This is a genomic window from Limnohabitans sp. DM1 (genome assembly GCF_001269385.1).
Classification (GTDB): Bacteria; Pseudomonadota; Gammaproteobacteria; order Burkholderiales; family Burkholderiaceae_C; genus Limnohabitans_A.
Genome location: NZ_CXOO01000031.1, coordinates 51,103 through 75,721 on the forward strand (window position 1 = coordinate 51,103; position 24,619 = coordinate 75,721).

The 24,619-nt window shown below is 60.9% G+C and carries 21 protein-coding genes, 1 tRNA gene and 1 pseudogene; 14 read left to right on the forward strand and 9 right to left on the reverse strand.

Annotated features, from left to right (window positions below; translation table 11 throughout):
* Positions 1–25: 25 nt before the first annotated feature.
* Complete coding sequence (locus AMM33_RS12405) at positions 26–445, reverse strand: gamma-butyrobetaine hydroxylase family protein (protein WP_090141631.1); 420 nt, start codon at positions 443–445, stop codon at positions 26–28.
* Between the two features lie 41 nt (positions 446–486).
* Entirely contained in the window at positions 487–4,362 is a 3,876-nt protein-coding gene (locus AMM33_RS12410; RefSeq protein ID WP_090141632.1) for a DUF3683 domain-containing protein, read from the reverse strand.
* A gap of 291 nt (positions 4,363–4,653) precedes the next feature.
* Between AMM33_RS12410 and ugpB the strand changes: the two genes are divergently transcribed.
* The 5 genes from ugpB (at position 4,654) to ugpQ (ending at position 9,642) form a co-directional block, all read left to right on the forward strand.
* The gene (gene ugpB, locus AMM33_RS12415; RefSeq protein WP_090141633.1) at positions 4,654–5,958 is read left to right on the forward strand and encodes a sn-glycerol-3-phosphate ABC transporter substrate-binding protein UgpB; all 1,305 of its coding nucleotides are present in this window, start codon (positions 4,654–4,656) and stop codon (positions 5,956–5,958) included.
* Positions 5,959–6,058: 100 nt separating this feature from the next.
* A complete protein-coding gene (gene ugpA / locus AMM33_RS12420; RefSeq protein ID WP_090141634.1) occupies positions 6,059–6,940 on the forward strand; it encodes a sn-glycerol-3-phosphate ABC transporter permease UgpA in 882 nt (293 codons plus the stop codon).
* A 9-nt stretch (positions 6,941–6,949) separates the two neighbouring features.
* Positions 6,950–7,804, forward strand: a complete 855-nt coding sequence (ugpE, locus tag AMM33_RS12425; RefSeq protein ID WP_090141635.1) for a sn-glycerol-3-phosphate ABC transporter permease UgpE — start codon at positions 6,950–6,952, stop codon at positions 7,802–7,804.
* 60 nt (positions 7,805–7,864) lie between these two features.
* A complete protein-coding gene (gene ugpC, locus AMM33_RS12430) occupies positions 7,865–8,878 on the forward strand; it encodes a sn-glycerol-3-phosphate ABC transporter ATP-binding protein UgpC (protein ID WP_090141636.1) in 1,014 nt (337 codons plus the stop codon).
* Positions 8,875–9,642, forward strand: coding sequence for a glycerophosphodiester phosphodiesterase (ugpQ, locus tag AMM33_RS12435; RefSeq protein ID WP_090141637.1), 768 nt, complete (start codon positions 8,875–8,877; stop codon positions 9,640–9,642). The genes ugpC and ugpQ overlap by 4 nt, the downstream gene beginning before the upstream one ends.
* 61 nt (positions 9,643–9,703) lie before the next feature.
* Here the strand turns inward: ugpQ and AMM33_RS12440 are convergent, their stop codons facing one another.
* Entirely contained in the window at positions 9,704–9,979 is a 276-nt protein-coding gene (locus AMM33_RS12440) for a hypothetical protein (protein WP_090141712.1), read from the reverse strand.
* A gap of 135 nt (positions 9,980–10,114) precedes the next feature.
* Here AMM33_RS12440 and hemA point away from each other — a divergent pair, with 135 nt between their 5' ends.
* The 4 genes from hemA (at position 10,115) to grxD (ending at position 13,860) form a co-directional block, all read left to right on the forward strand.
* A complete protein-coding gene (hemA, locus tag AMM33_RS12445; protein ID WP_090141713.1) occupies positions 10,115–11,386 on the forward strand; it encodes a glutamyl-tRNA reductase in 1,272 nt (423 codons plus the stop codon).
* A gap of 119 nt (positions 11,387–11,505) precedes the next feature.
* Positions 11,506–12,594, forward strand: a complete 1,089-nt coding sequence (gene prfA / locus AMM33_RS12450) for a peptide chain release factor 1 (RefSeq protein ID WP_090141638.1) — start codon at positions 11,506–11,508, stop codon at positions 12,592–12,594.
* Positions 12,594–13,451: a peptide chain release factor N(5)-glutamine methyltransferase gene (prmC, locus tag AMM33_RS12455; protein WP_090141639.1), complete on the forward strand. Its 858-nt coding sequence runs from the start codon at positions 12,594–12,596 to the stop codon at positions 13,449–13,451. The genes prfA and prmC overlap by 1 nt, the downstream gene beginning before the upstream one ends.
* A gap of 85 nt (positions 13,452–13,536) precedes the next feature.
* Positions 13,537–13,860, forward strand: a complete 324-nt coding sequence (gene grxD / locus AMM33_RS12460) for a Grx4 family monothiol glutaredoxin (protein WP_053171770.1) — start codon at positions 13,537–13,539, stop codon at positions 13,858–13,860.
* 50 nt (positions 13,861–13,910) lie between these two features.
* Here grxD and AMM33_RS12465 read toward each other — a convergent pair whose 3' ends face one another.
* Both AMM33_RS12465 and AMM33_RS12470 read right to left on the reverse strand, forming a co-directional pair.
* Entirely contained in the window at positions 13,911–14,543 is a 633-nt protein-coding gene (locus AMM33_RS12465; RefSeq protein ID WP_228768109.1) for a lytic transglycosylase domain-containing protein, read from the reverse strand.
* An 86-nt stretch (positions 14,544–14,629) separates the two neighbouring features.
* Positions 14,630–16,375 carry a proline--tRNA ligase gene (locus AMM33_RS12470; protein WP_090141641.1) on the reverse strand — a complete coding sequence of 582 codons (1,746 nt, stop codon included), beginning with the start codon at positions 16,373–16,375 and terminating at the stop codon, positions 14,630–14,632.
* A 100-nt stretch (positions 16,376–16,475) separates the two neighbouring features.
* Between AMM33_RS12470 and AMM33_RS12475 the strand changes: the two genes are divergently transcribed.
* The gene (locus AMM33_RS12475) at positions 16,476–17,093 is read left to right on the forward strand and encodes an RNA pyrophosphohydrolase (protein WP_090141642.1); all 618 of its coding nucleotides are present in this window, start codon (positions 16,476–16,478) and stop codon (positions 17,091–17,093) included.
* A gap of 26 nt (positions 17,094–17,119) precedes the next feature.
* Here the strand turns inward: AMM33_RS12475 and proB are convergent, their stop codons facing one another.
* The 4 genes from proB to rplU form a co-directional block, all read right to left on the reverse strand.
* Positions 17,120–18,256, reverse strand: a complete 1,137-nt coding sequence (proB, locus tag AMM33_RS12480) for a glutamate 5-kinase (RefSeq protein ID WP_090141643.1) — start codon at positions 18,254–18,256, stop codon at positions 17,120–17,122.
* A 57-nt stretch (positions 18,257–18,313) separates the two neighbouring features.
* Positions 18,314–19,438 carry an Obg family GTPase CgtA gene (cgtA, locus tag AMM33_RS12485; protein ID WP_090141644.1) on the reverse strand — a complete coding sequence of 375 codons (1,125 nt, stop codon included), beginning with the start codon at positions 19,436–19,438 and terminating at the stop codon, positions 18,314–18,316.
* Between the two features lie 104 nt (positions 19,439–19,542).
* The gene (gene rpmA, locus AMM33_RS12490) at positions 19,543–19,803 is read right to left on the reverse strand and encodes a 50S ribosomal protein L27 (protein ID WP_019430604.1); all 261 of its coding nucleotides are present in this window, start codon (positions 19,801–19,803) and stop codon (positions 19,543–19,545) included.
* A gap of 12 nt (positions 19,804–19,815) precedes the next feature.
* Complete coding sequence (gene rplU, locus AMM33_RS12495) at positions 19,816–20,127, reverse strand: 50S ribosomal protein L21 (protein ID WP_090141645.1); 312 nt, start codon at positions 20,125–20,127, stop codon at positions 19,816–19,818.
* A 212-nt stretch (positions 20,128–20,339) separates the two neighbouring features.
* Here rplU and AMM33_RS12500 point away from each other — a divergent pair, with 212 nt between their 5' ends.
* The 4 genes and pseudogenes from AMM33_RS12500 to AMM33_RS12515 all read left to right on the forward strand — a co-directional run bounded on the left by AMM33_RS12500 (position 20,340) and on the right by AMM33_RS12515 (position 24,618).
* Entirely contained in the window at positions 20,340–21,323 is a 984-nt protein-coding gene (locus tag AMM33_RS12500) for a polyprenyl synthetase family protein (protein ID WP_228768110.1), read from the forward strand.
* A 657-nt stretch (positions 21,324–21,980) separates the two neighbouring features.
* A tRNA-Pro gene (locus AMM33_RS12505) sits at positions 21,981–22,057 on the forward strand.
* Positions 22,058–22,186: 129 nt separating this feature from the next.
* Positions 22,187–23,413: pseudogene (locus AMM33_RS12510) on the forward strand (GspE/PulE family protein); the annotation flags it as partial.
* Complete coding sequence (locus AMM33_RS12515; protein WP_090141647.1) at positions 23,410–24,618, forward strand: type II secretion system F family protein; 1,209 nt, start codon at positions 23,410–23,412, stop codon at positions 24,616–24,618. The pseudogene AMM33_RS12510 and the gene AMM33_RS12515, both read left to right, overlap by 4 nt.
* The last annotated feature ends 1 nt before the right edge of the window (position 24,619 follow it).

Sequence of the window (24,619 nt, forward strand, 5' to 3'; positions counted from 1 at the left end):
AAGCCGATCTCAGACGCCGGACAGTTCAGTGCTTGTGACCGCAGCTGCCACCCGCGGAGGCTTCGACCATGGGCGCGTCGCGGCTCATGCCCGCTGCTTGCAAGCGATCTTCGTACTGCTTCCAGAGAGCCGCTTCCTGGTCGCCCAGAAAGTACAGGTACTCCCAAGTGAACAGGCCCGACTCGTGCCCGTCAGAAAAAGTGGGCTTGACCGCGTAGTTGCCCACAGGCTCGATCTCGACAATGCCGACCTCGCGCTTGCCGGTTTGCAGCACTTCCTGGCCAGGGCCGTGGCCTTGCACCTCGGCCGAGGGCGAGTACACGCGCATCAGCTCAAACGGGATGCGGAACTGCGCCCCATCAGAAAACCCGATCTCCAGCACCCGGGTCTGACCGTGCAGGGTCAGTGACTCGGGGTGGGGCATGTCTTTTTTCAATCCGGCCATCTTTTGCTTTCGAAATCTTGCTGTCGGGTTGCGTGCTGGCCTTACACCAGCACGCGCTCAATGCCGCCCGCATTGGCGGCACTCACGTATTCGGGCATCCAGTTTTCGCCCAGGATGTGCTTGGCCATCTCGACCACGATGTAGTCGGCTTCGAGCAGGCCGTTTTGCAGGTCGTCCTGGTAACGGTTCAAACCCATCAAACAGCTCGGGCAAGACGTGAGAATTTTGACGTTTTCATTGGCCTTAACCGCACCTGATTGACGCAAAGCAAGCTCACCTTTGCGAATTTCCTCTTCTTTTCGGAAGCGAATTTGAGTCGAGATGTCGGGCCGCGAAGAAGCTAAACCACCACTCTCGCCGCAGCAACGGTCCGACTTGAGCACTTGATCACCCAACAAGCCCTTGACGGTCTTCATGGGTTCTTGCTGCTTCATCGGGCTGTGGCAGGGGTCGTGGTACAGATAAGCGCCCTGTGCCTCGAGCTTGATGCCTTTTTCGAGCAGGTATTCGTGGATGTCCACGATGCGGCAGCCCGGAAAAATCTTGTCGAACTCGTAGCCCTGCAACTGGTCGTAGCAGGTGCCGCAGCTGACTACCACGGTCTTGATGTCGAGGTAATTGAGCGTGTTGGCCACGCGGTGGAACAGCACCCGGTTATCCGTGATGATCTTCTCGGCCTTGTCGAACTGGCCAGAACCCTTTTGTGGATAACCGCAGCACAAATAACCCGGCGGCAGCACGGTCTGCACACCCGCGTGCCAAAGCATGGCCTGCGTCGCCAAGCCCACTTGGCTGAACAGGCGCTCCGAACCACAGCCGGGGAAATAAAACACCGCTTCGGTCTCAGCATTCGTGGTTTTAGGGTCCCGGATGATGGGGACGTAATCTTTGTCTTCAATGTCCAACAAAGCGCGGGCACCCTTTTTAGGCAGGCCTCCGGGCATTTTTTTGTTGATGAAATGAATCACCTGTTCCTTGATGGGCGGAAGGCCCACCGTTGCAGGAGGTGTCTTGGTTTGTTGACGGGCAAATACATTCAACACACGGTTGCCCAGGCGTTGCGCCTTGAAACTGATTTTGGTCAAAGCCTGACCCAATGCAATCGCATTCGGACTGGCTGTGCCGATGAACCAGGACTGAAACTCAGCCGCAGGCCTGAAACTCTTTTGCCCCATTTTGCGCAGCAGATTGCGCATGTTCATGGACACATCGCCAAAGTCGATGTTCACCGGGCAAGGCGTCAGGCACTTGTGGCAGACGGTGCAATGGTCGGCCACGTCTTCAAACTCTTGCCAATGCTTGATCGAGATGCCCCTGCGCGTCTGCTCCTCATAAAGGAAAGCCTCGACCAGCAAAGAGGTCGCCAAAATCTTGTTGCGCGGGCTGTAGAGCAAATTGGCACGCGGCACATGCGTGGCGCACACGGGCTTGCACTTGCCGCAGCGCAGGCAGTCCTTCACGCTGGCGGCGATCTCGCCAATGTCCGACTGCTGCATGATCAGCGATTCGTGGCCCATCAAACCAAAGCTGGGGGTGTAGGCGTGTGTCAGGTCAGCCGCGTGCACATCGTCGCCCAAGCCCGTCAGGGCCGCGCCACGCAGCAGCTTGCCTTTGTTGAAGCGCCCTTCGGGGTCCACTTTGGCTTTGTAGGCGGTGAAGTTGGCCAATTCGGCGTCGGTCAAAAACTCCAGCTTGGTGATGCCAATGCCGTGTTCGCCCGAGATCACACCGTCCAGGCTGCGGGCCAGCACCATGATGCGGGCCACCGCCTCGTGCGCGGTCTGCAGCATCTCGTAGTTGTCGGAGTTGACCGGGATGTTGGTGTGCACATTGCCGTCACCGGCGTGCATGTGCAGCGCCACCCACACGCGGCCTTTGAGCACGCGCTGGTGAATGGCGTTGACCTCATTCAGGATCGGCAGGAAAGCCGAGCCGGAGAAGATGTTCTGGAAAGCCGGGCGAATTTGTGTCTTCCAGCTGGCCCGCAGGCTGTGCTCTTGCAGCTGCGGAAACAGCGTGTCGACATCGGTCAACCAGCCTTGCCACTGCGCACGCACCTCCCGCACCACCGCCAGGGCTTGCGCCACGCGGTCTTCCAGCAACTCGGCAGAAGGGATGTCGCTGGCGTCGTCTTGCTTGCCCAGCGGCAGGTTGCCCCGCTCCAAAAAGGCTTCGATTTCGCGGCAAAGTTTGAGCTTGTTGCGCAGGCTCAGCTCGATGTTGATGCGCTCGATGCCGTCGGTGTACTCGGCCATGCGCGGCAGCGGAATGACCACGTCTTCGTTGACCTTGAAGGCGTTGGTGTGGCGCGAAATGGCGGCGGTTTTTTTGCGGTCCAGCCAGAACTTTTTGCGCGCCTCGGGGCTGATGGCGATGAAGCCTTCGCCGCTGCGCGAATTGGCGATGCGCACGATCTCGGACGTGGCTTTGGCCACGTCGTCGGCGTTGTCACCGGCGATGTCGCCGATCAAAACCATTTTGGGAAAGCCGCCGCGCTTGCTCTTGGTGGAGTAACCCACTGCGCGCAAATAGCGGTCGTCCAAGTGCTCCAGGCCCGCCATCACGGTGCCGGTGCGCTTTTGCTCGGCAAACATGAAGTCTTTGATCTCGACGATGCTGGGCACCGCCTCGCGGGCGTGGCCAAAGAACTCCATGCATACGGTGCGGGTGTGGGTGGGCATGCGGTGCACGACCCAGCGGGCGCTGGTGATCAGGCCGTCGCAGCCTTCTTTTTGCACACCGGGCAAGCCGCTCAGGAACTTGTCGGTCACGTCCTTGCCCAGGCCTTCCTTGCGGAAAGTCTTGCCCGGGATCACCAGGGTTTCGGTGCGGATCGGGGTTTTGCCATCGGCCTTGAAGTAACGCAACTCAAAGGTGGCGACCTCGGCGTCGTGGATCTTGCCCATGTTGTGGTCCATGCGGACCACGTCCAGCCATTCGGCGTCAGGGGTGACCATGCGCCAGCTGGCCAGATTGTCGAGCGCCGTGCCCCACAAAACCGCTTTTTTGCCACCCGCGTTCATGGCGATGTTGCCGCCAATGCAGCTGGCTTCGGCCGATGTCGGGTCCACCGCAAAGACAAAACCACCGCGCTCGGCCGCATCGGCCACGCGCTGGGTCACCACTCCGGCTTCGGAGTAAATGGTGGGAATCTTGTGCGCAATACCGGGCAGGTCGACCATCTCGACCTCGGTCATGGCTTCGAGCTTTTCGGTGTTGATGACCGCGCTCTTCCAGGTCAAGGGAATAGCGCCGCCCGTGTAACCCGTGCCGCCGCCCCGAGGGACGATGGTCAGGCCCAAATCGATACAGCCTTTGACCAGCCCCACCATTTCGACTTCAGAGTCAGGGGTCAGCACCACAAAGGGGTATTCCACGCGCCAGTCGGTGGCGTCGGTCACATGGCTCACACGCGAGAGGCCGTCGAACTTGATGTTGTCCTTGGCCGTGAGGCGGCCCAAGGTCTTTTGCACCTGGCTGCGCAGCTTGGCCATGCGGGTGAAACGCTCGCTGAACTGCGTCACGGCCTGGGTGGCCATGGCCAGCAGTTGGCCCACCAAAGCATCGCGGGCCGTGTCGACCTCAGGGGTGCGGCGCTTTTGCACCTCGCCCAAGCGGTGGTGCAAGGCCTCGACCAGCAATTTACGGCGGCCCGGGTTGTCCAGCAGGTCGTCCTGCAAATAGGGGTTGCGCTCGACCACCCAAATGTCGCCCAACACTTCGTACAGCATGCGGGCAGAGCGGCCCGTGCGGCGTTCTCCGCGCAGTTCATTGAGCAGATCCCAAGCCGACTCGCCCAGCAAGCGCAGCACGATTTCGCGGTCCGAGAAGCTGGTGTAGTTGTAAGGAATCTCGCGCAGGCGCGGCGCATCGGCATCGGCTTGCATCAAAAGTTGGAGCGTGGTGGGTGCATTCATGGGGGCTAGGCTCAGTCATACGCGTCGCTGAAGACGCTGTCAGCCAGACCCGAAACAAGTATCAAACCGGCTGAGGCTGAATGTTACCGCAGTGCAACAAACACACGCCAAGGAGAGGGACACCTGTCGCCCAAGGGTCTGGACTCATGGAAAGTCCGGGTTGTCATGGTTTTTTCACATGGTTTTAATCCCAACGACATGTGAATCGGCCCCAATATAAGGCGATGGCCTTCAGGCTTGGACACCCCAAGCGGTCGATTCTTTCTTGTTTTACCCCTTTCAGGAGCCCGCATGAAACTCAAACTCTCCCTCACCGCCCTCGCCTTGGGTCTGGCCAGCGTGTCAGCCCAGGCCCAGGTTGAAATTCAATGGTGGCACTCCATGGGCGGCGCTCTTGGCGAATGGGTCAACGACCATGCCAAAGACTTCAATGCCAGCCAGACACAGTACAAAATTGTGCCCACGTTCAAGGGCAGCTACGACGAGTCCATGACCGCGGCCATCGCCGCCTTCCGTGCGGGCAATGCGCCGCACATTTTGCAGGTGTTTGAAGTGGGCACCGCCACCATGATGGCCAGCAAAGGCGCCATCGTGCCCGTTGGCAAAATCATGTCGGATGCTGGCGTCAAGTTTGACCCCAAAAACTACGTGCCTGCCGTGGCTGGCTACTACACAGCCCCCAGCGGCCAGATGCTGAGTTTTCCCTTCAACAGCTCAACCACTGTTTTCCACTACAACAAAGATGCCTTCAAGGCCGCCGGCCTGGACCCAGAAAAGCCACCCACAACTTGGCCAGAAGTGGCGTTGGCCGCTGGAAAACTGAAAGCCAGTGGCCACAGGTGCCCTTTCACCACCAGCTGGGTGAGCTGGACTCAACTGGAGAGCTTCTCGGCCTGGCACAACACCGAATTCGCCACCAAGGGCAACGGCATGCGTGGCATCGACGCACGCCTGACTTACAACACGCCACTGCATGTGCGCCACATCGATAACTTGGCCAACATGGCCAAAACCGGTTTGTTCGTCTACAAAGGTCGCGGCAATGCTGCCGATGCCGTGTTTGTATCTGGCGAGTGCGCCATGATGACGGGCTCTTCAGCGCTTTACGGCAACATCAAGCGCAATGCCAAGTTCGCCAGCGGCATCAGCACATTACCTTATTACCCGGATGTGGCCGGTTCGCCACAGAACACCGTCATCGGTGGCGCCAGCCTGTGGGTGATGTCGGGCAAAAAAGCCGACGAATACAAGGGCGTGGCCCAGTTCTTTGCCCACCTGTCCAAGCCCGAAGTGGACGCGCGCAGCCACCAGCGCACGGGTTACCTGCCTTTGACACCCGCTTCGTTCGAAATGACCGACAAAAGCGGCTTTTACAAGCAAAATCCAGGCACTGACGTTTCTGTCAACCAGATGATCCGCAAAACAACCGACAAGTCGCGCGGTATCCGTTTGGGCAATTTTGTGCAAATCCGCACCATCAACGACGAAGAACTCGAACAGGTTTGGTCGGGTAAAAAATCCCCCCAAGAGGCCTTGGATACAGCGGTCAAACGCGGTAACGAGCAATTGGAACGCTTTGAAAAAGCCAACAAGTAACAACCTCCTCGGGCCGCTTAATGCCCGGGTCTTGACTTGAAAGCAGGGGCCACGCGCCCCTGCTTTTTGAGCTTTTGTGGCTCGCCTAAACTCTGCCCCTATGGAAAAACGCGTTCGATTTCAATCCCGCTGGTTGCCTTGGCTTTTGATCGCGCCACAAATGGCCATCGTGCTGGTGTTCTTTTTTTGGCCAGCCGGGCAGGCGCTTTACCAGAGCGTGCTGTCGCAAGATGCTTTTGGCACCAGCACCGAATTTGTCGGCCTGGAAAATTTTGAGCGCCTGTTTGCCGACAGCACTTACCTCGAATCCTTCAAGACCACGGCGGTTTTTTCTCTGCTGGTGGCTTTTTCCGGCCTGAGCATTTCGCTGCTGCTGGCCGTGATGGCCGACCGCGTGCTCAAGGGCGCTGCCATCTACAAAACCCTGCTGATCTGGCCTTATGCCGTGGCCCCGGTGGTGGCGGGCGTGCTGTGGCTGTTCATGTTCGCCTCGCCCATGGGCGTGATCGCTTTTTACCTGCGCTCGGTGGGCATCGAGTGGAACCACCTGCTCGATTCGGGCCACGCCATGACGCTGATCGTGGTGGCCGCCGTGTGGAAGCAAATCTCCTACAACTTCCTGTTTTTCCTGGCGGGGCTGCAGTCCATCCCCAAATCCCTGCTGGAGGCGGCGGCCATCGACGGGGCCAGCCCCTGGCACCGCTTTTGGACCATCGTGTTCCCGCTCTTGTCGCCCACCACGTTTTTCCTTTTGGTGATCAACGTGGTCTACGCCTTTTTTGACACCTTCGGCATCATCGACGCCACCACCCAGGGCGGTCCCGGCAAAGACACGGCCATTTTGGTCTACAAGGTTTATTACGACGGCTTCAAGGCGCTGGACATGGGCGGCTCGGCCGCTCAGTCGGTCATCCTGATGCTGATCGTGGTGGCGCTGACGGTGGTGCAGTTCCGTTTTGTCGAGAAAAAAGTCCAGTACTGAGCCCGCCCCATGATTGAAAAACGCCCCGGCCTCACGGTCCTGTCCCACCTGGTGCTGATCCTGGGGGTGGTGATCGTGGCCTTCCCGCTGTACCTGACTTTCATCGCCTCGACCCAAAGCGCCACCGAGATCGCCCAATCGGTACCCATGTCCATGTGGCCCGGCAGTCACGCCCTGGAAACTTACAAAACCGCCCTGTTTGGCGGCGAAACCAGCGCAGGCAGCCGCATCCCGGCGGCAGCCCCCATGATGTGGGTCAGCCTGGTCAGTGCACTGGTCATTGCCATTGGCAAGATCGCCATCTCTTTGCTCTCGGCCTTTGCCATCGTGTATTTCCGCTTTCCGCTGCGCAACCTGGTGTTCTGGATGATTTTTGTCACCCTGATGCTGCCGGTCGAAGTGAGGATCGGCCCCACCTACGAAGTGGTGGCCAACCTGGGCATGCTCAACAGCTATGCGGGCCTGACGGTGCCGCTGATCGCCTCGGCCACGGCCACGTTTTTGTTCCGGCAGTTTTTCCTGACGGTGCCCGACGAGCTGGTGGAAGCCGCCCGCATGGACGGCGCGGGGCCGATGCGGTTTTTCATCGACATCCTGCTGCCGCTGACACGCACCTCGATTGCGGCGCTGTTTGTGATCCAGTTCATCTACGGCTGGAACCAATACCTGTGGCCACTCTTGGTGACCACCAACGAAGACATGTACCCGGTGGTCATGGGCATCAAACGCCTGATCGCTGGCGAGGCCTACACCGAATGGAACGTGGTCATGGCCACCGCGATTTTGGCCATGCTGCCCCCGGCGCTGGTCGTGATCCTGATGCAAAAATGGTTCGTCAAGGGCCTGGTTGATACCGAAAAATAATGGACCCGGGGACAGACCAATGCGAAGCGTTGCTCTGTCCTCGTCTGATTAAAAAAACATATGGCTGCCATCACCCTCTCTCACATCCTCAAAACCTATGGCCAAGGGGCCAAGGCCAACACCGTCATCCACGACCTGAGTGCTCAGATCGCACACGGCGAGTTCGTGGTCATCGTCGGGCCTTCTGGCTGCGGCAAATCCACCCTGCTGCGCATGGTGGCGGGCCTGGAAGACATCTCGGGTGGCACGATTTCGATTGGCGATCGCGTGGTGAACGACCTTGAGCCGGCCGAGCGCGACATCGCCATGGTATTCCAGAACTACGCGCTGTACCCGCACATGAGCGTGTTCGACAACATGGCCTATGGCCTGAAAATCGCCAAAGTGCCAGTGGACGAGATCAAGGCCCGGGTGGACAAGGCCGCAGGCATTCTGGAACTCTCCCACCTCTTGCAGCGCAAGCCGCGCGAGCTGTCCGGCGGCCAGCGCCAGCGCGTGGCCATGGGCCGCGCCATCGTGCGCCAGCCCCAAGTCTTTTTGTTTGACGAGCCGCTGTCGAATCTGGACGCCAAGCTGCGCGCCCAGACGCGCCTCGAAATTCAAAAGCTGCACCGCGAGCTCGGCATCACCAGCCTGTTTGTGACGCACGACCAGGTCGAAGCCATGACCCTGGCCCAGCGCATGATCGTGATGAATGGCGGCCACATGGAACAGTTCGGCACGCCCGAAGAGGTCTACAACCGCCCGGCCAGCACCTTTGTGGCCAGCTTCATTGGCTCACCGCCCATGAACTTGCTCCAACAAGCGCCTGACACCCCTGCAGGCCGCATCCTGGGCATTCGCCCTGAGCACATGGACATCACGCCCACAGGTTGGCCTTTGCAGGTGGAAACCGTGGAGCTGCTTGGCGCTGAGCGGCTGGTGCACGCCCGTTTGGGCACAGAAAACCTCACGCTGCGCCTGGACGCCTCCCTGCCCGCCCCTTCAGCTGGCGAGTCCTTTTGCATCACCCCCCGCGCGGACAAACTGCATTGGTTTGACGCCCAAACCGGTCAACGCATCGCCACGGCATGAAACCCGAGACATTGGCCACCGCCGCCCCCCTTCCCGCCTGGCCCTACCCGCTTTGGATCGCGCACCGGGGTGCTGGCAAGCTCGCCCCGGAAAACACCCTGACCGCCTTCCGGCTGGGCGCGGCGCACGGCTACCGCATGTTTGAATGCGACGCCAAGCTCAGCGCCGACGGCGTGGTCTTCCTGATGCACGACACCACGCTGGAGCGCACCACCAAGGCCCAAGGCATCGGCGGTGAGCTGCCCTGGCATGCCCTGTCGCAGCTGGACGCGGGCAGTTGGCATTCACGCACCTACGCAGGCGAGGCCCTGCCTACGCTCGAAGCGCTAGCACGGTTTTGCTTGGCCAACCGTTACCTCCTCAACATCGAAATCAAGCCCACGCCAGGCACCGAAGCCGCCACAGGCGAGGCAGTGGCCCGCTTGGCCGCTCGACTGTGGGAGGGCGCTGCCGTGCCACCGCTCCTGTCCTCGTTCAAACCCGAGGCCCTGGCCGCCGCCCAGCAAACCGCTCCTGAATTACCCCGTGGCCTGCTGGTCGACACGCTGTGGGACGGCTGGTTTGAAAAAGCCCAGGCGCTGGGCTGCGTGGCCGTGGTGGCCAACTATGCGCTGTGGGACGCGGCCACCGTGGCCCAAGTCCACGGCGCAGGCATGCGGTGCCTGAGCTACACCGTCAACGACGACTGGGCCGCACAGCACCTGCTGGCTCTGGGCACCGACGGCATCATCACCGACCGGGTGGACCTGTTCAGCCCGGTTTGAAACCAGGGGCCATCTGAAACCAAGGGGCGTGGGCCCACACAAGATGGTCTGCAGGTTGGTCTTACTTGGCGGCCCAGCCGCGCTGCATCAACCACTCGGCCGTCGCGGCCACCAGCACCAGGGCGATGTAAGTGCTCATCTTGCCGTCCTGGCCGTGCAGCAACAGCCCACCCACCAGCACCGCCAGCCCGCACAGGGCCTGCACCCCCATGCGGCGGCGCAGGCTGGCCCGGCCTAGCCCGATGACCCAGCGCCCGGCCCAAGGCATGAACAGCGCCATGGCCAAAGCGGGCAGGGCAAAATTGAACAGGTGCAAAACCAATTGCCAAAACGTCATGAAGTCTCGCTCCGAGTGGTCCGAGTTGGCCACAAGTGCCCCCGGAGCCTGAAATTGTGCATGCAAAACCACGTCTACTTTTCTTGCAGTCATTGTGTCAAGCAAAGTTGACAGGTCGTGCCTATAATGGCCCTCATGGCTGTATGGACCCTGGGTTTGAACCACACCACTGCACCGCTGGATCTGCGCGGTCGGTTTGCGTTCGCCGTGGACAAACTGGTCCCCACCCTGCAAGGCCTGCGCCGTGACCTGTCCCAACGCATTTCGCAAGAGCCCGAAGCGGCTATTTTGTCGACCTGTAACCGCACCGAGATCTATTGCGCCGCCGACCAGGCCGCCACCAACGACACCCTGCGTTGGCTGGCCCAAACCGGCGGCGTGAGCGCTTCCGAGCTGCACGCCCACACCTATTTGCTCGAAGGCAACGAAGCCGCTCGCCATGCATTTCGCGTGGCCAGCGGGCTGGACTCCATGGTCTTGGGCGAGGCCCAAATTCTGGGTCAGCTCAAAGATGCCGTGCGCGCCGCCGAACAGGCCGGCGCTTTGGGCAGCACCCTGAACCAACTTTTCCAGCGCAGCTTTGCCGTGGCCAAGGAGGTGCGCAGCTCCACCGAAATCGGGGCCCACTCCATCAGCATGGCCGCCGCCTCGGTGCGCCTGGCCAGCCAGTTGTTCGAAAACCTGCAAGACATCCGCATCCTGTTTGTCGGCGCGGGCGAAATGAACGAGTTGGTGGCCACCCACTTTGCAGCCAAACAACCCAAAGGCATGGTGATCGCCAACCGCAGCCTGGACCGCGCCGAATTGCTGGCCCACCGCTTTGGGGCCGATGTCATGCCCCTGGCCGACCTGCCCGAGCGCCTGCACGAATTCGACGCCGTCATCAGCTGCACCGCCAGCACCCTGCCCCTGATTGGCCTGGGCGCGGTCGAGCGGGCCCTGAAAAAACGCAAACACCGCCCCATGTTCATGGTCGATTTGGCGGTGCCGCGTGACATTGAACCCGAAGTCAAGTCGCTGGAAGACGTCTACCTCTACACCGTGGACGACTTGGCGAGCGTCGTGCAAACCGGCCAGGCCCACCGCCAAGCGGCCGTGGCCGAAGCCGAAGTCATCATCGATGCCGGCGTGCAAAGCTTCATGCACTGGATGGGCCAACGCGGCACCGTGCCCCTGATCCAGCAACTGCAAAACCAGGCCGACGCCTGGCGCGAAGCCGAGCTGGCCCGCGCCCGCAAGCTGCTGGCCCGGGGCGATGACCCGATCGCCGTGATGGAAGCCCTGTCCAAGGGCCTGACCCAGAAGATGCTGCACGGCGCCTTGGCCGAGCTGCGCGGGGCTGAGCCAGAGCACCGCGAGCAGACCATGCAGACGGTTCAGCGCGTTTTCCTGCGCAAAGAGCGTTAGCGGCTGACTTGGCAGGTCGGGGCTTGCGCGCCGACACTTTCTCTGTCCCTGCTGCCTGCAGCGTCTGCACCGACTCAGGGCCAGCGCCGCGATCCAAGCTCCCAACCGTTCCCGCCCGCATGAAACCTTTCCTCATCCAACAACTCGAACGCTACGCCCTGCGCCTGACCGAGCTGGACTTTTTGCTGTCCCGCGAAGACATCATGGCCGACATGACGCAGTTCCTGAAGCTCTCGCGCGAACATGCCGAAGTCAGCGCCGTGGCCTCGCGCTTTGCCCGCTTTCAGCAGCGCAGCGCCGACCTGGCCGCCGCGCAAGCCATGCTGGATGAGGAAGACATGCGCGAGATGGCCGAAGAAGAAGCGGCCAGCGCCAGCGCCGAACTGCAAAGTCTGGAGGCTGAGCTGCAGCGCATGCTGCTGCCCAAAGACCCCGACGACGCCCGCCCGGCCTTTCTCGAAATCCGCGCCGGCACCGGGGGCGATGAGTCGGCCCTGTTTGCAGGGGACCTGCTGCGCATGTACACGCGCTATGCCGAAAGCCAGGGATGGCGGTGCGAGATCGTCTCGGAATCAGTGAGCGAGTTGGGTGGCTACAAGGAAGTCGTGGTCCGCATCGAGGGCGACCAGGTGTATGGCGCGCTCAAGTTCGAATCCGGTGGCCACCGCGTGCAACGCGTGCCCGCCACCGAAACCCAAGGCCGTATCCACACCAGCGCCTGCACCGTGGCGGTGCTGGCCGAGCCGGACGAGGCCGAGGCCATCAAGATCAACCCATCGGACCTGCGCATCGACACCTACCGCGCCAGCGGTGCGGGCGGGCAACACATCAACAAAACCGACTCGGCGGTGCGCATCACCCACCTGCCCACCGGCATCGTGGCCGAATGCCAAGATGGCCGCAGCCAGCACAGCAACAAGGCCCAGGCCCTGAAGGTGCTGACGGCCCGCATCCAGGAAAAAGACCGGGCCGAGCGCGCCGCCAAAGACGCGGCCGAACGCAAAAGCCTGATCGGCAGCGGCGACCGCTCGGACCGCATCCGCACCTACAACTTCCCGCAAGGGCGCCTCACCGACCACCGCATCAACCTGACTTTGTACAAGCTGCTCACCATCATGGAGGGCGATTTGCAGGACGTGGTCCACGCCTTGCAAAGCTACGAAGCCGCCGAACAGCTGGCCGCGCTGGAAATCGGGGCCACAGCCTGATGCAAAACACAACGACCGTGGCCGAGTGTCTGCGCCAAGCCCAAGCCAGAGGCTTGGCCCGGGTGGACGCGCAGATCTTGCTGCTGCACAGCCTGCAGCGCCCACTGCACGACCGCGCCTGGCTGCTGGCCCACGACAGCGACACCTTGACGCCAGTACAAGTCGCTGCGTGGCAAGACGCGCTCAAGCGCCGCTTGCAGGGTGAGCCCGTGGCCTACATCACCGGGCGCAAGGATTTTTTTAGCCTGACGCTGGCCGTGGATGCGCGTGTGCTGGACCCGCGCCCCGACACCGAAACCCTGGTGGACTGGGCTCTGGCGTGTCTGCCTGAATCCGCACCTGAAACACACTCGCCCCGCATTTTGGACTTGGGAACGGGCAGCGGCGCGGTGGCCCTGGCCTTGCAACACGCCCGCCCCAATGCTACGGTGTGGGCCGTGGACGCCAGCGAAGACGCCCTGGCCGTGGCCCGCGCCAATGCCGCCCGCTTGCAGCTGGGTGTGCAATTCATCGCCAGCGACTGGCTGGACGCGGTAGATGTTCAGCACACAGGCCACTTTGACCTCATCGTCTCCAACCCGCCCTATGTGGCCGAGGGCGACCCGCACCTGGCCGCCCTGACGCACGAGCCCCTGCAGGCCCTGACCAGCGGCCCCGACGGCCTGGATGACATCCGCCAGATCATCGCCCAAGCCCCTGCCTGTCTGGCCCCGGGCGGCTGGCTGCTGCTCGAACACGGCTGGGACCAGGCTGCCCCGGTGCAGGCGCTGCTGCGCGAGGCCGGCTTTGAGCAGGTGCAGTCGCGCCGCGATCTGGGCGGCATTGAGCGCTGCACAGGCGCGGCCATGCCGAAGTGACAGCAACATCCCTGTGAAAATGGCAGACTTTCAATCAGAGACATAATTCACCCCATTCGACACCGACCCCATTTGGAGCAACACCATGAGCGACACCCAGCAACGCATCGACGAACTCGTCAAAGGCAACGAGATCACCCTGTTCATGAAGGGCAGCGCCAGCTTCCCCATGTGCGGTTTTTCCGGCCGTGCCATCCAGATCCTCAAAGCCGTCGGTGTGGACCCCAAAACGGTCAAGACCGTGAACGTGCTGGACGACGCCGAAATCCGCCAAGGCATCAAGGAATACAGCAACTGGCCCACCATCCCCCAGCTCTACGTCAAGGGCGAGTTCATCGGCGGCTCGGACATCATGATGGAAATGTACGAATCGGGCGAACTGCAGCAAGTGATCAACGGCCAAGCATAATCGACCTGCAACCCATGCCAGAGCCACCTTCGGGTGGCTTTTTTGCGGCTTCAATCCGCCGCATGCACCCACTGCCGCTGCGCCGCCAGTACCGCTTGCGGGTAGACTGCCTGCCCCCGGCTACCGTTGTAGCGGCCCAGGCCCAGAAACAGGTCACCCCGTTCGCGGTCGAGGTAGTGGCGCAGGATGACGCAGCCAAAGCGCAGGTTGGTCTGCATGTGGAACAGGCGGCCATCGTCGCCGTCGCCAATCAGGCGCGCCCAAAAAGGCATGACCTGCATGTAGCCGCGCGCCCCGGCACTGGAGATGGCGTATTTGCGAAAACCGCTCTCGACCTGCACGACGCCCAGCACCAAAGATAGCGGCAAACCGGCCCTACGGGCCTCGTACCAGAGGGTTTGCAGGAATTCTTGCCGTTCAGCGGCGTGTTTTTTGTACCGCGCCAGGCGCTGACTGGCATGGGTTTGCCAGTCTGAATAGGTCTGTTGCGCAGCTGCGTTGGCAAGCAGCGGCTCAGGCGGGGCCGCAGCAGCCACTGCTGCGCTCAGCGCGGTGCGCACGGCATGCGACAAAGGCTCTTCGATCTGCGGGCCTGCCCAAACGCCCGAGCTCCAGAGACCGGTCCCACATCCCGCAACATAGCCAGCAGCCCAATGCAGCAGGGCCAGGCGGCGGCTGGGCATGGTCAGAACTGAGGGCATGACGAGCAGGTCAGACCTGCCGTCAAGATCGGGAGTACCAGACTTTGCGGCCATCAGGCCCCCACGGTTCAGGCGGCCAGTCGCGCCCGGATGTGGGCCAGGATGTCGGCCACAGCCACTTTGCTGGATTCGGCATCGCGGCGGTGCTGGTACTCGACCAGACCGTCTTTGAGGCCCTTGTCACCGATGGTGATGCGGTGTGGCACACCGATCAGCTCCCAGTCGGCGAACATGGCACCGGGGCGCTCGCCCCGGTCGTCCAGGATCACGTCCACGCCGACGGCCAACAAGGCGGCGTAGATGCGCTCGGCTTCAAGCTTGACGGCTTCGCTGCGGTCCATGCCGATGGGGCAAACCACCACGGTGAAGGGTGCAATCGCGTCGGGCCAGATGATGCCGCGCTCGTCGTGGTTTTGCTCGATGGCGGCGGCGGGCAAGCGGGTGATGCCGATGCCGTAGCAGCCCATTTCCAGAAACTGCGGTTTGCCGGTTTCGTCCAGGAAAGTGGCGTTCATGGCCTTGGAGTATTTGGTGCCCAAATAGAACACATGGCCCACTTCGATGCCGCGCTCAATGGCCAGCTCGCCCTGGCCGTCGGGCGACTTGTCGCCCACCACCACGTTGCGGATGTCGGCCACCAAAGCGGGCTCGGGCAGGTCGCGGCCCCAGTTGACGCCGGTGATGTGGAAGTCTGGCTCATTGGCACCGCAAATCCAGTCGGCCATCACGGCCACGTCGCGGTCAGCTACCAGGTGCACAGGTTTTTTAAGATTCAGGGGGCCGAGGTAACCCGGCTTGCAAGCAAAGTGGTCTTCGATCTCGGCCAGGGTGGCAAAGCGGAAGCCGCCTTCCATGCCGGGCAACTTGCCCACTTTGACTTCGTTCATGTCGTGGTCACCGCGCAGCAACAAGAGCCAGACTTGGGATTTGACGATCTCGCCCTGTTCGTTCAGGGTGTCGGTGGCAAGCACCAGCGACTTGACGGTGGTAGACAGCGGCACATTCAGCAAGACTGCCACGTCTTCGCAGGTGCTCTTGCCGGGCGTGGCGGTTTTCGTCAGGGCTTGCGTGGCCGCACCGCGTGGCTGGCTGGGGGCCAGGGCCTCGGCTTTTTCGATGTTGGCGGCGTAGCTGCTGCTGGGGCAATACACGATGGCGTCTTCGCCTGTGGCGGCGATCACCTGGAACTCTTCGCTCAAGTCACCCCCGATGGCACCGCTGTCGGCGGCCACGGCGCGGTAGGTCAAGCCAAAGCGGTCAAAGATCTTGCGGTAAGCCCCGGCCATGACCTGGTAGCTGGCCTTGGCGCTGGCCACGTCACGGTCAAAGCTGTAGGCGTCTTTCATGGTGAATTCGCGCCCACGCATCAGGCCAAAGCGGGGGCGGCGCTCGTCGCGGAATTTGGTCTGAATCTGGTAGAAGTTCTTGGGCAGCTGCTTGTAGCTGCGCACTTCCTGACGCACCACGTCGGTCACCACCTCTTCGCTGGTGGGCTGGATCACGAAGTCGCGGCCGTGGCGGTCCTTGATGCGCAACAACTCGGGGCCCATCTTGTCAAAACGGCCCGTTTCCTGCCAAAGCTCTGCGGGCTGCACCACGGGCATGGTCATCTCGATGGCGCCTGCCCGGTTCATTTCTTCGCGCACGATGGCCTCGACCTTGCGGATCACACGCAAGCCCATGGGCATGTAGTTGTAGATGCCCGCGCCCAGTTTCTTGATCAGCCCCGACCGGGTCATCAGCTTGTGGCTGACCACCTCGGCATCGGCTGGAGCTTCTTTGAGGGTGGAAATGAGAAATTGGGAGGCTTTCATCGCGACGGGCTAACTCAGACAAGGGGATCAGGGAAACATCCAACAGCCAGCGGCGATGCGCCGTGCATAATGGACACAATTTAAAAATTTGAGGTTGATTATGCTTGACCGTGAAGGCTTTAGGCCGAACGTCGGCATCATTCTGCTCAACCAGAAAAATCAGGTTTTCTGGGGCAAGCGCATCCGCACCCACAGCTGGCAGTTTCCACAGGGTGGCATTGACCGGGGCGAAAGTCCTGAACAAGCCATGTTCCGCGAACTGCACGAGGAAGTGGGGCTCCACCCGGAGCATGTGCGCATTGTGGCCCGGACCCGTGACTGGTTGCGCTATGAGGTGCCAGACCGCTTCATCCGACGGGATGCGCGCGGTTTTTACAAGGGCCAGAAGCAAATCTGGTATCTGCTGCAGTTGGTTACCCACGACCACCACCTGAACCTGCGCGCCACCGACCACCCCGAGTTCGACGCCTGGCGCTGGAACGATTACTGGGTGCCGCTGGATGTGGTGGTGGAATTCAAGCGCGGTGTTTACGAAATGGCGCTGACCGAATTGGCCCGTTTTTTGCCACGACACGAAAGACACAACCGTTACCTGCGTGGTGGCCCACGCACGGGGCGTGAAGGACTCGATCAAGAGCAGTCATCGGCAGACATGCACGCACCTTTTCAGATGGAGTTGCCGCCTGGTGCCAGTTTCGATCCAAATCCTCAAGGCTAAGTGTCGGGATAACCTGATCTGATCAGTTAACGAGACAAAATCAGGTTATCCCGGTGCACCATTTCGGTTTCAGCGGTGTAGCCCAACAAAGCCACATAGTCATGCGAGGGTTTGCGGCAAAGCAGGCGTGCTTCAGCGCTGGCGTAATTGGCCAAGCCCCGAGCGATTTCCGAACCTTGCTCATCCTTGATGGCAATCACGTCGCCGCGTGAAAAATCACCCGCCACACCCGTCATGCCAATGGGCAGCAGGCTCTTGCCTTCGGTCAGCACTTTGTGGGCGGCTCCCGCATCGACCGTGACCGAGCCGCGCAATTGCAGGTGGTCGGCCATCCATTGTTTGCGGGCTTGCTGTTTGGCGGTCTGGGCCACCAGCAATGTGCCCATGTTGTCGCCCTGGCTCAGGCGCAGCAGCGCATCGGGTTCACGCCCCCAAGCGATCACGGTGGACGCGCCCGAACCCGCGGCACGCTTGGCCGCCAAGATTTTGGTGATCATGCCGCCCTTGCCGATGCTGGAGCCCGCACCGCCCGCCATGGCTTCCAGGGCAGGATCACCTGCATGGGCTTCGTGCACAAAGGTGGCCGAGGCGTCTTTGCGCGGGTCGGCGGTGTAAAGGCCTTTTTGATCGGTCAGGATGACCAGCAGGTCGGCTTCAATCAGGTTGGCCACCAAAGCGCCCAAGGTGTCGTTGTCACCGAATTTGATCTCGTCGTTGACCACCGTGTCGTTTTCGTTGATCACGGGCAAGACACGGTGCTGCAGCAAAGTGAGCAAGGTCGAGCGGGCATTGAGGTAACGCTCGCGGTCGGCCAGGTCGGCGTGCGTGAGCAGCACTTGGGCACTGCCCATGCCGTTTTCGCGGAGTTTGGTTTCGTACATCTGCGCCAGGCCCATTTGGCCAACGGCAGCGGCGGCTTGGAGCGCCGGCACTTCGCTCGGGCGGGTGGTCCAACCCAGGCGCTTCATGCCTTCGGCAATGGCGCCGCTGGAGACCATGACCACTTCCTTGCCCTGGGCGCTGAGCAGCGCCATTTGGCGGCACCACTCGCCAATCGCGCCTTCGTCCAAGCCCCGGCCTTCGTTGGTCACCAGGCTGGAGCCGACTTTGACGACGATGCGGCGGGCATCGCGCAGCAGAGTGGAAACGGCGGCAGAAGTCATGCTGAGAAGTTGGCTTGGCATTGAAACAGCGCTGGACAGGGAACGGGGTTGGCCACGTCAGTCGGCATCCGAAGGCAGCGGCTTGAAGCGCGGATCATCGGCATCGGGCTCTTGCGGCTTGTCTTGCTCTTTGAAGCGGGGGTCAATGTCCACCACGCCTTGCTCGATGATTTGCTGCGCACGGATGTGCTTGTAAATCTCTTTGATCAGCGGCTCGCAGCCTTCGCGCGTCAGGGCCGAAATCTGGAAAACCGGACCTTTGTAGCGCATGCGCTTGATGAAGTCCTTGACGCGGGCTTCGCGCTCATCGGCGGGCACCATGTCCAGCTTGTTGAGCACCAGCCAACGCGGCTTGCTGTAAAGGCCCGGGTCGTATTTTTTCAGCTCGGCCACGATGGCCTTGGCTTGCTGCACCGGGTCGACGTTCTCGTCAAACGGCGCAAAGTCCACCACATGCAGCAACAAGCGAGTTCGCTGCAGGTGGCGCAAAAACAAATGGCCCAGGCCCGCGCCTTCAGACGCGCCTTCGATCAGCCCCGGCACGTCGGCCACCACAAAGCTTTGCTCGGGGCCCACGCGGACTACGCCCAGATTGGGGTGCAAGGTGGTGAAGGGGTAATCGGCGATTTTGGGGCGGGCGTTCGAGACGGCCGCGATGAAAGTGGACTTGCCCGCGTTGGGCATGCCCAGCAGGCCCACATCGGCCAGCACCTTCAATTCGAGCTTGAGCTCTTTCTTTTCACCGAGCCAACCCGGTGTTTTCTGACGAGGGGCGCGGTTGATGGCACTCTTGAAGCGCATGTTGCCAAAACCACCGTCACCGCCCTTGGCGATCATGATGGTTTCGCCTGGCACCAGCAGCTCATACAGCACTTCGCCGGTTTCGGCGTCGGTGATGATGGTGCCCACCGGCATTTTGAGGGTGACGTCGTCACCCGCTGCGCCGAACATGTCAGAGCCCATGCCGTGCTGGCCACGCTTGGCCTCGTGGCGGCGCGAATAGCGGTAATCGACCAGGGTGTTCAGGTTGATGTCGGCAAAAGCGAACACATGGCCGCCGCGCCCGCCATCGCCCCCGTTGGGACCACCGAACTCTTTGTACTTTTCGTGGCGGAACGAGACGCAGCCGTTCCCGCCGTCACCTGCAGCGATGTCAATATAGGCTTCGTCAACGAACTTCATGGGGTATCCAGTGTAGCGGTGGGTCCGCCGTCAAAAGGTCAGCGGACCAGAATGCGAAAAGCCCCGGCTTGCGGGGCTCCTCTTTGCAGATGGACGAGACAGGCTTAAACAGCCGGTGTCACGTTGACCATGTGCTTGCTGAGCTCACCTTTGGTGGAGAACGACACGTGGCCGTCAACCAGGGCAAACAAAGTGTGGTCCTTGCCGATGCCGACATTGTTGCCAGCATGGAACTTGGTGCCACGTTGACGAACGATGATCGAGCCTGCGCTGATCAGTTCACCACCGAAAGCCTTGACGCCGAGCATTTTTGGCTTGGAATCACGACCGTTGCGCGTAGAGCCGCCGCCTTTTTTCTGTGCCATGACCTATTCTCCTCAGGCAGCGATCGCGCCGATTTGCAGTTCGGTGAACTGCTGACGGTGACCCTGACGTTTCTGATAGTGCTTACGACGGCGCATCTTGAAGATGTGCACTTTGTCGTGCTTGCCATGTGCCAAAACAGTGGCTTTGACTGTGGCGCCGGACACCAGGGGCGTGCCGATCTTCAGGTCTGCGCCGTTGCCGACTGCGAGAACTTGATCGATCACGATTTCCTGGCCAACGTCCGCAGCAATCTGTTCTACTTTAATTTTTTCGCCAGCGACAACACGATACTGTTTGCCACCGGTTTTTATGACCGCGTACATATTAGACCTCTTGAATGGAAGTTTCCAAGGGCTGATCCCCAAGGAACCGAAGATTCTAGCATGGCCACCCCATGCCTGGCAAATCTGCAGCACGCTCCACACATCCGCCTCAGGTGGCCCGACACGGCGGTCCCTATAATTGCGACGCGCACTGGGTGCGTTTTTGTTCCAACCGCCTCGGCCCCACCGAGCCTCCCAGCCGGATCCTCCATTTGTCTGCCTCAGAAAACAGCACCGCCGCCGTTCTTGAACTGGTGGCCCCGGACATGGCCCAGGTCGACCGTGTCATCGCCCAGCGGCTCGATTCGGGTGTGCCCTTGGTGGCAGAGGTGGCCCGCTACATCATCTCGGCCGGTGGCAAGCGGCTGCGCCCGGTTTTGCTGCTGCTCACTTGTGGTGCCTTGGGCTACACCGGTGCCCAGCGCCACAACCTGGCGGCCGTGGTCGAATTCATCCACACCGCCACCTTGCTGCATGACGACGTGGTCGATGAGTCCACGCTGCGACGCGGCCGCCCCACTGCCAACGAAAGCTTTGGCAACCCAGCCAGCGTGCTGGTGGGCGACTTTTTGTATTCTCGCGCCTTCCAGATGATGGTGGACGCGGGCAGCATGCGCGTCATGCAAACCCTGGCCGATGCCACCAACGTGATCGCCGAAGGCGAAGTGTTGCAACTGATGAACATGCACGACGCCTCTCTCGACGAAGAAGGCTATCTGCGCGTGATCCGTTCCAAAACCGCCAAGCTGTTTGAAGCCAGCGCACGCCTGGGCGCCATTTTGACGGGCAGCCCCGCCCCCATTGAGGCGGCCTGCGCTGAATATGGCCAAGCCTTGGGCACGGCTTTTCAGGTCATTGACGATGTGCTGGATTACGACGGCAACGCCGCCGAAATGGGCAAAAACCTGGGTGATGACCTGCGCGAAGGCAAAGCCACCTTGCCGCTGATCTTGGCCATGCAACGCGGCTCCCCAGCGCAAAGCCAGACGGTGCGCCAAGCTATTGAAACCGGCAGCGTGGACAAGCTTCACGAAATTGTCAGCATCGTGCGCGAAACCGGCGCCCTGGACGCCACCCGCGATGCAGCAGCAGTCGAAGCACAACGCGCCATCGAGGCGGCCTTGCAACTGCCCGACAACACTTACAGCCGGGCCATGATGATACTGGCCTCGCAGCTGCTCAATCGCAGAACCTGAGCGGGTATCGCTCAGCCGGCCCGGCGTAATTGAGGGTCATCAGCCCTGCTCATTCAATCGGCCATCTTTATTGATCCGGCCCTGTGAAGTCTTAAATGTTTTCGCAATGTCCCCCTATAAAGTCGGCGGCAACAGATTCGACATGCAGCTACAGCCAGCCGTGTCGGAGCTGAAGCTGCCGAGCTACAAATCTCCCCGTAGGTCAGTGGATTCAGCCCCAACAATTACCCGCCCCCAACCACCACTGTCGGAGCTAAAAATGCCGACCTACAAAACCTTTGATCATTGAATTCTTCAAAGGTCCGGATCAATAGAAGCTGACAAGGTCTCCAGCAGACCACGCGCTCCGACACATCAGAGGCTTCTGGGGACTTGGCATGGTGCCAACCCAATACCGCATCGGGCATCAATGTCGACTTTTTCAGCGTCCGGACCTGGTCCACATATGCTTTGTCCTGGGTCTCATCTGAGTTCGCCAGGTCAGCCGCCAATGCACACGCCACTCACATCACCGTGTTTTTTGAGGATTTTGTCCATCAGACAATGCTCCTTTGATTCATGTTTTCTATTTTGAAAAAATCATCAATATCGAGATATACAGGCCAGAGAGAGTTTCTGTGACTGACAGTAGTTTTGCTAGAATTTTCCGCTTCACTGCGGGGTGTAGCTTAGCCTGGTAGAGCGCTACGTTCGGGACGTAGAGGCCGGAGGTTCGAATCCTCTCACCCCGACCACATCACGGCCAAAAGCCGCTGACTGAACACCGTCAGCGGCTTTTTTATGGTCTGGTTGGCTGAGGCGTCCATTTACAAACCGCAAGGGACGGCCCATGATCCGCATACAGAGGTATTCATTACCCATCAGGAGACGTCATGCTGGACAGTGCGAGCAACAAGACGAAGATCGGGGCCATCGAGGATGCGCCCGTGGTGAACTATGTGCAGCAATTGCTGGAGCAGGCTGTGACCATGAAGGCGTCCGATCTGCATTTCGAGCCCTACGAGCACCACTACCGCGTGCGCATGCGCATTGATGGAGAGCTGCGGGAAATGGCCACCCCGCATCTGGTACTCAAGGACCGTTTGTCTTCGCGCATCAAAGTGCTTTCGCGTCTGGACATTGCAGAAAAACGCTTGCCGCAAGACGGGCGCATGAAGCTGCACATGCCCGACGGCCGTGAGCTGGATTTGCGCGTCAGCACTTTGCCCACGCTGTTTGGCGAGAAATTGGTGATCCGGGTGCTGGACTCTGCACAGGCCCAGCTGGACCTGAACCGGCTGGGCTATGAACCGGCCGATTTGGCCCGGTTGACGCAGGCCATTCGCCGCCCGCACGGCATGGTGCTGGTCACCGGCCCCACGGGTTCGGGCAAGACACAGTCACTGTATGCCTGCCTGAATTTGCTGAACACAGCCGAGGTGAACATCGCCACGGTCGAAGACCCCTGCGAAATTCAGCTTCAGGGCATCAACCAGGTCAATGTGCAGGACAAGCCAGGACTGAGCTTTGCCGTGGCCTTGCGCGCGTTTTTGCGGCAAGACCCGGACATTTTGATGGTCGGGGAGGTGCGCGACCTGGAGACAGCCAACATCGCGATTCAGGCGGCGCAGACCGGGCATCTGGTGCTCTCGACGCTGCACACCAACGATGCGCCCAGCACCTTGGTGCGCCTGCGCAACATGGGCACGGCGTCTTACAACATTGCAGCCAGCGTGACCTTGATCACCGCCCAGCGGCTGGTGCGCTGTTTGTGCCCCCATTGCAAGCAAAGTGTGAAGCTGCCCACCTCGGTGCTGGTGCAGGCAGGGCTGCCGCAAGACCAGCTCAGCAGCGACAGCGTGACGGTTTATGGCCCCGTCGGCTGCGATCAATGCCACAAAGGTTTTGCAGGGCGCACAGGCATTTTTCAGGTCATGCCGGTCAGCCCGGAGATGCAAAACCTGGTCTTGCGCGACGCAGGCAGTCAGGAACTGGCCCTGCAAGCACAGCGAGAGGGCGTGGCCACCTTGCGCCAGGCGGGTTTGCGCAAAGTCTTGCAAGGCATCACGTCCCTTGAGGAAGTGCTGGCCGCCACACGGGACGGCGCATGAGCACCGGCAACCGCCGCCATCCCACCTTTGCCTGGAAAGGCCGGGACCGACAAGGCCAGCCTGTGCAGGGGCAAATCAAAGCGCTCAACGCCGAACTGGCGCGCGCACAGCTGCGCAGGCAAGGCGTCGAACACGTTCAGTTGCAACGTTTGTGGTGGTACAGCACCCCCAAAGTCAGCACACGCGAGATGGCCCAGATGACGCGGCAATTGGCCGCCTTGCTGCGGGCAGGCGTGCCCTTGATGCAGGCGCTGCACATGCTTTCTCGCAGCCTGACATCAACGCTGCTGACGGAGCTGATCGGGTCTATTGAAAACGATGTGACTTCGGGCACGGCTTTGCATGCGGCACTGGCGCGCCACCCGCAATACTTTTCAGCGCTCTACATCAGCATGGTGCAAGCGGGCGAGTCTGCGGGCATTCTGGACACGATGATGGAGCGCCTGGCCAACACGCTGGAAAAGAATGAAGCCGTGCGTTCGCGTGTGCGCTCCGCGCTGATGTATCCGTGCATCGTCTTGGTGGTGGCCGTGGCGGTGCTGGTGTTGATACTGGTGTTTGTGGTGCCCGTCTTTGAAGATGTTTTCAAGTCTTTTGGTGCCGATTTGCCCTGGCCCACGCAAGTGGTGGTGACCCTGAGCAGGGGCTTGAGCGCTTCAGGGCCATTTGCTTTGGTCGCCCCGTTGCTGGGGGTCTGGCTCTGGCAGCGGCACACCGCCAAGGCCGAGCAGTTCAAGCTCTGGCTGGATCGCTGGCTGCTGCATTGGCCGCTCTTGGGTGCGCTCATTCGCAGTGCCGTGGTGGCGCGCTGGGCGCAAACCTTGTCGGCTTTGCTGGCGGCAGGTGTCCCCTTGGCCGAAGCTTTGGGGCCCGTGGCACAGGCATGCGATCATTCCGTCTTTGAACGCGCCACGCTGCAAGTACAGCGTCGCGTAGCTCAGGGCAGCGGATTGAGTGAGGCCATGGCCCAAACGGGGCGTTTTCAGCCCATGATCGTGCAGTTGTGTGCAACCGGAGAAGAGACAGGTGCCATGGAAAATTTGTTAGCGAGGGCCGGTGGCCTGATGGAGTCCGAACTCGATGACCGCGTGAACGGTCTGTCCAGCATGCTGGAGCCCCTGATCATCGTGGTGCTGGGAGGCTTGATCGGCGGCATCCTGGTGGCCATGTATCTGCCCATCTTCCGTCTTGGTCAGGTGTTTTGAC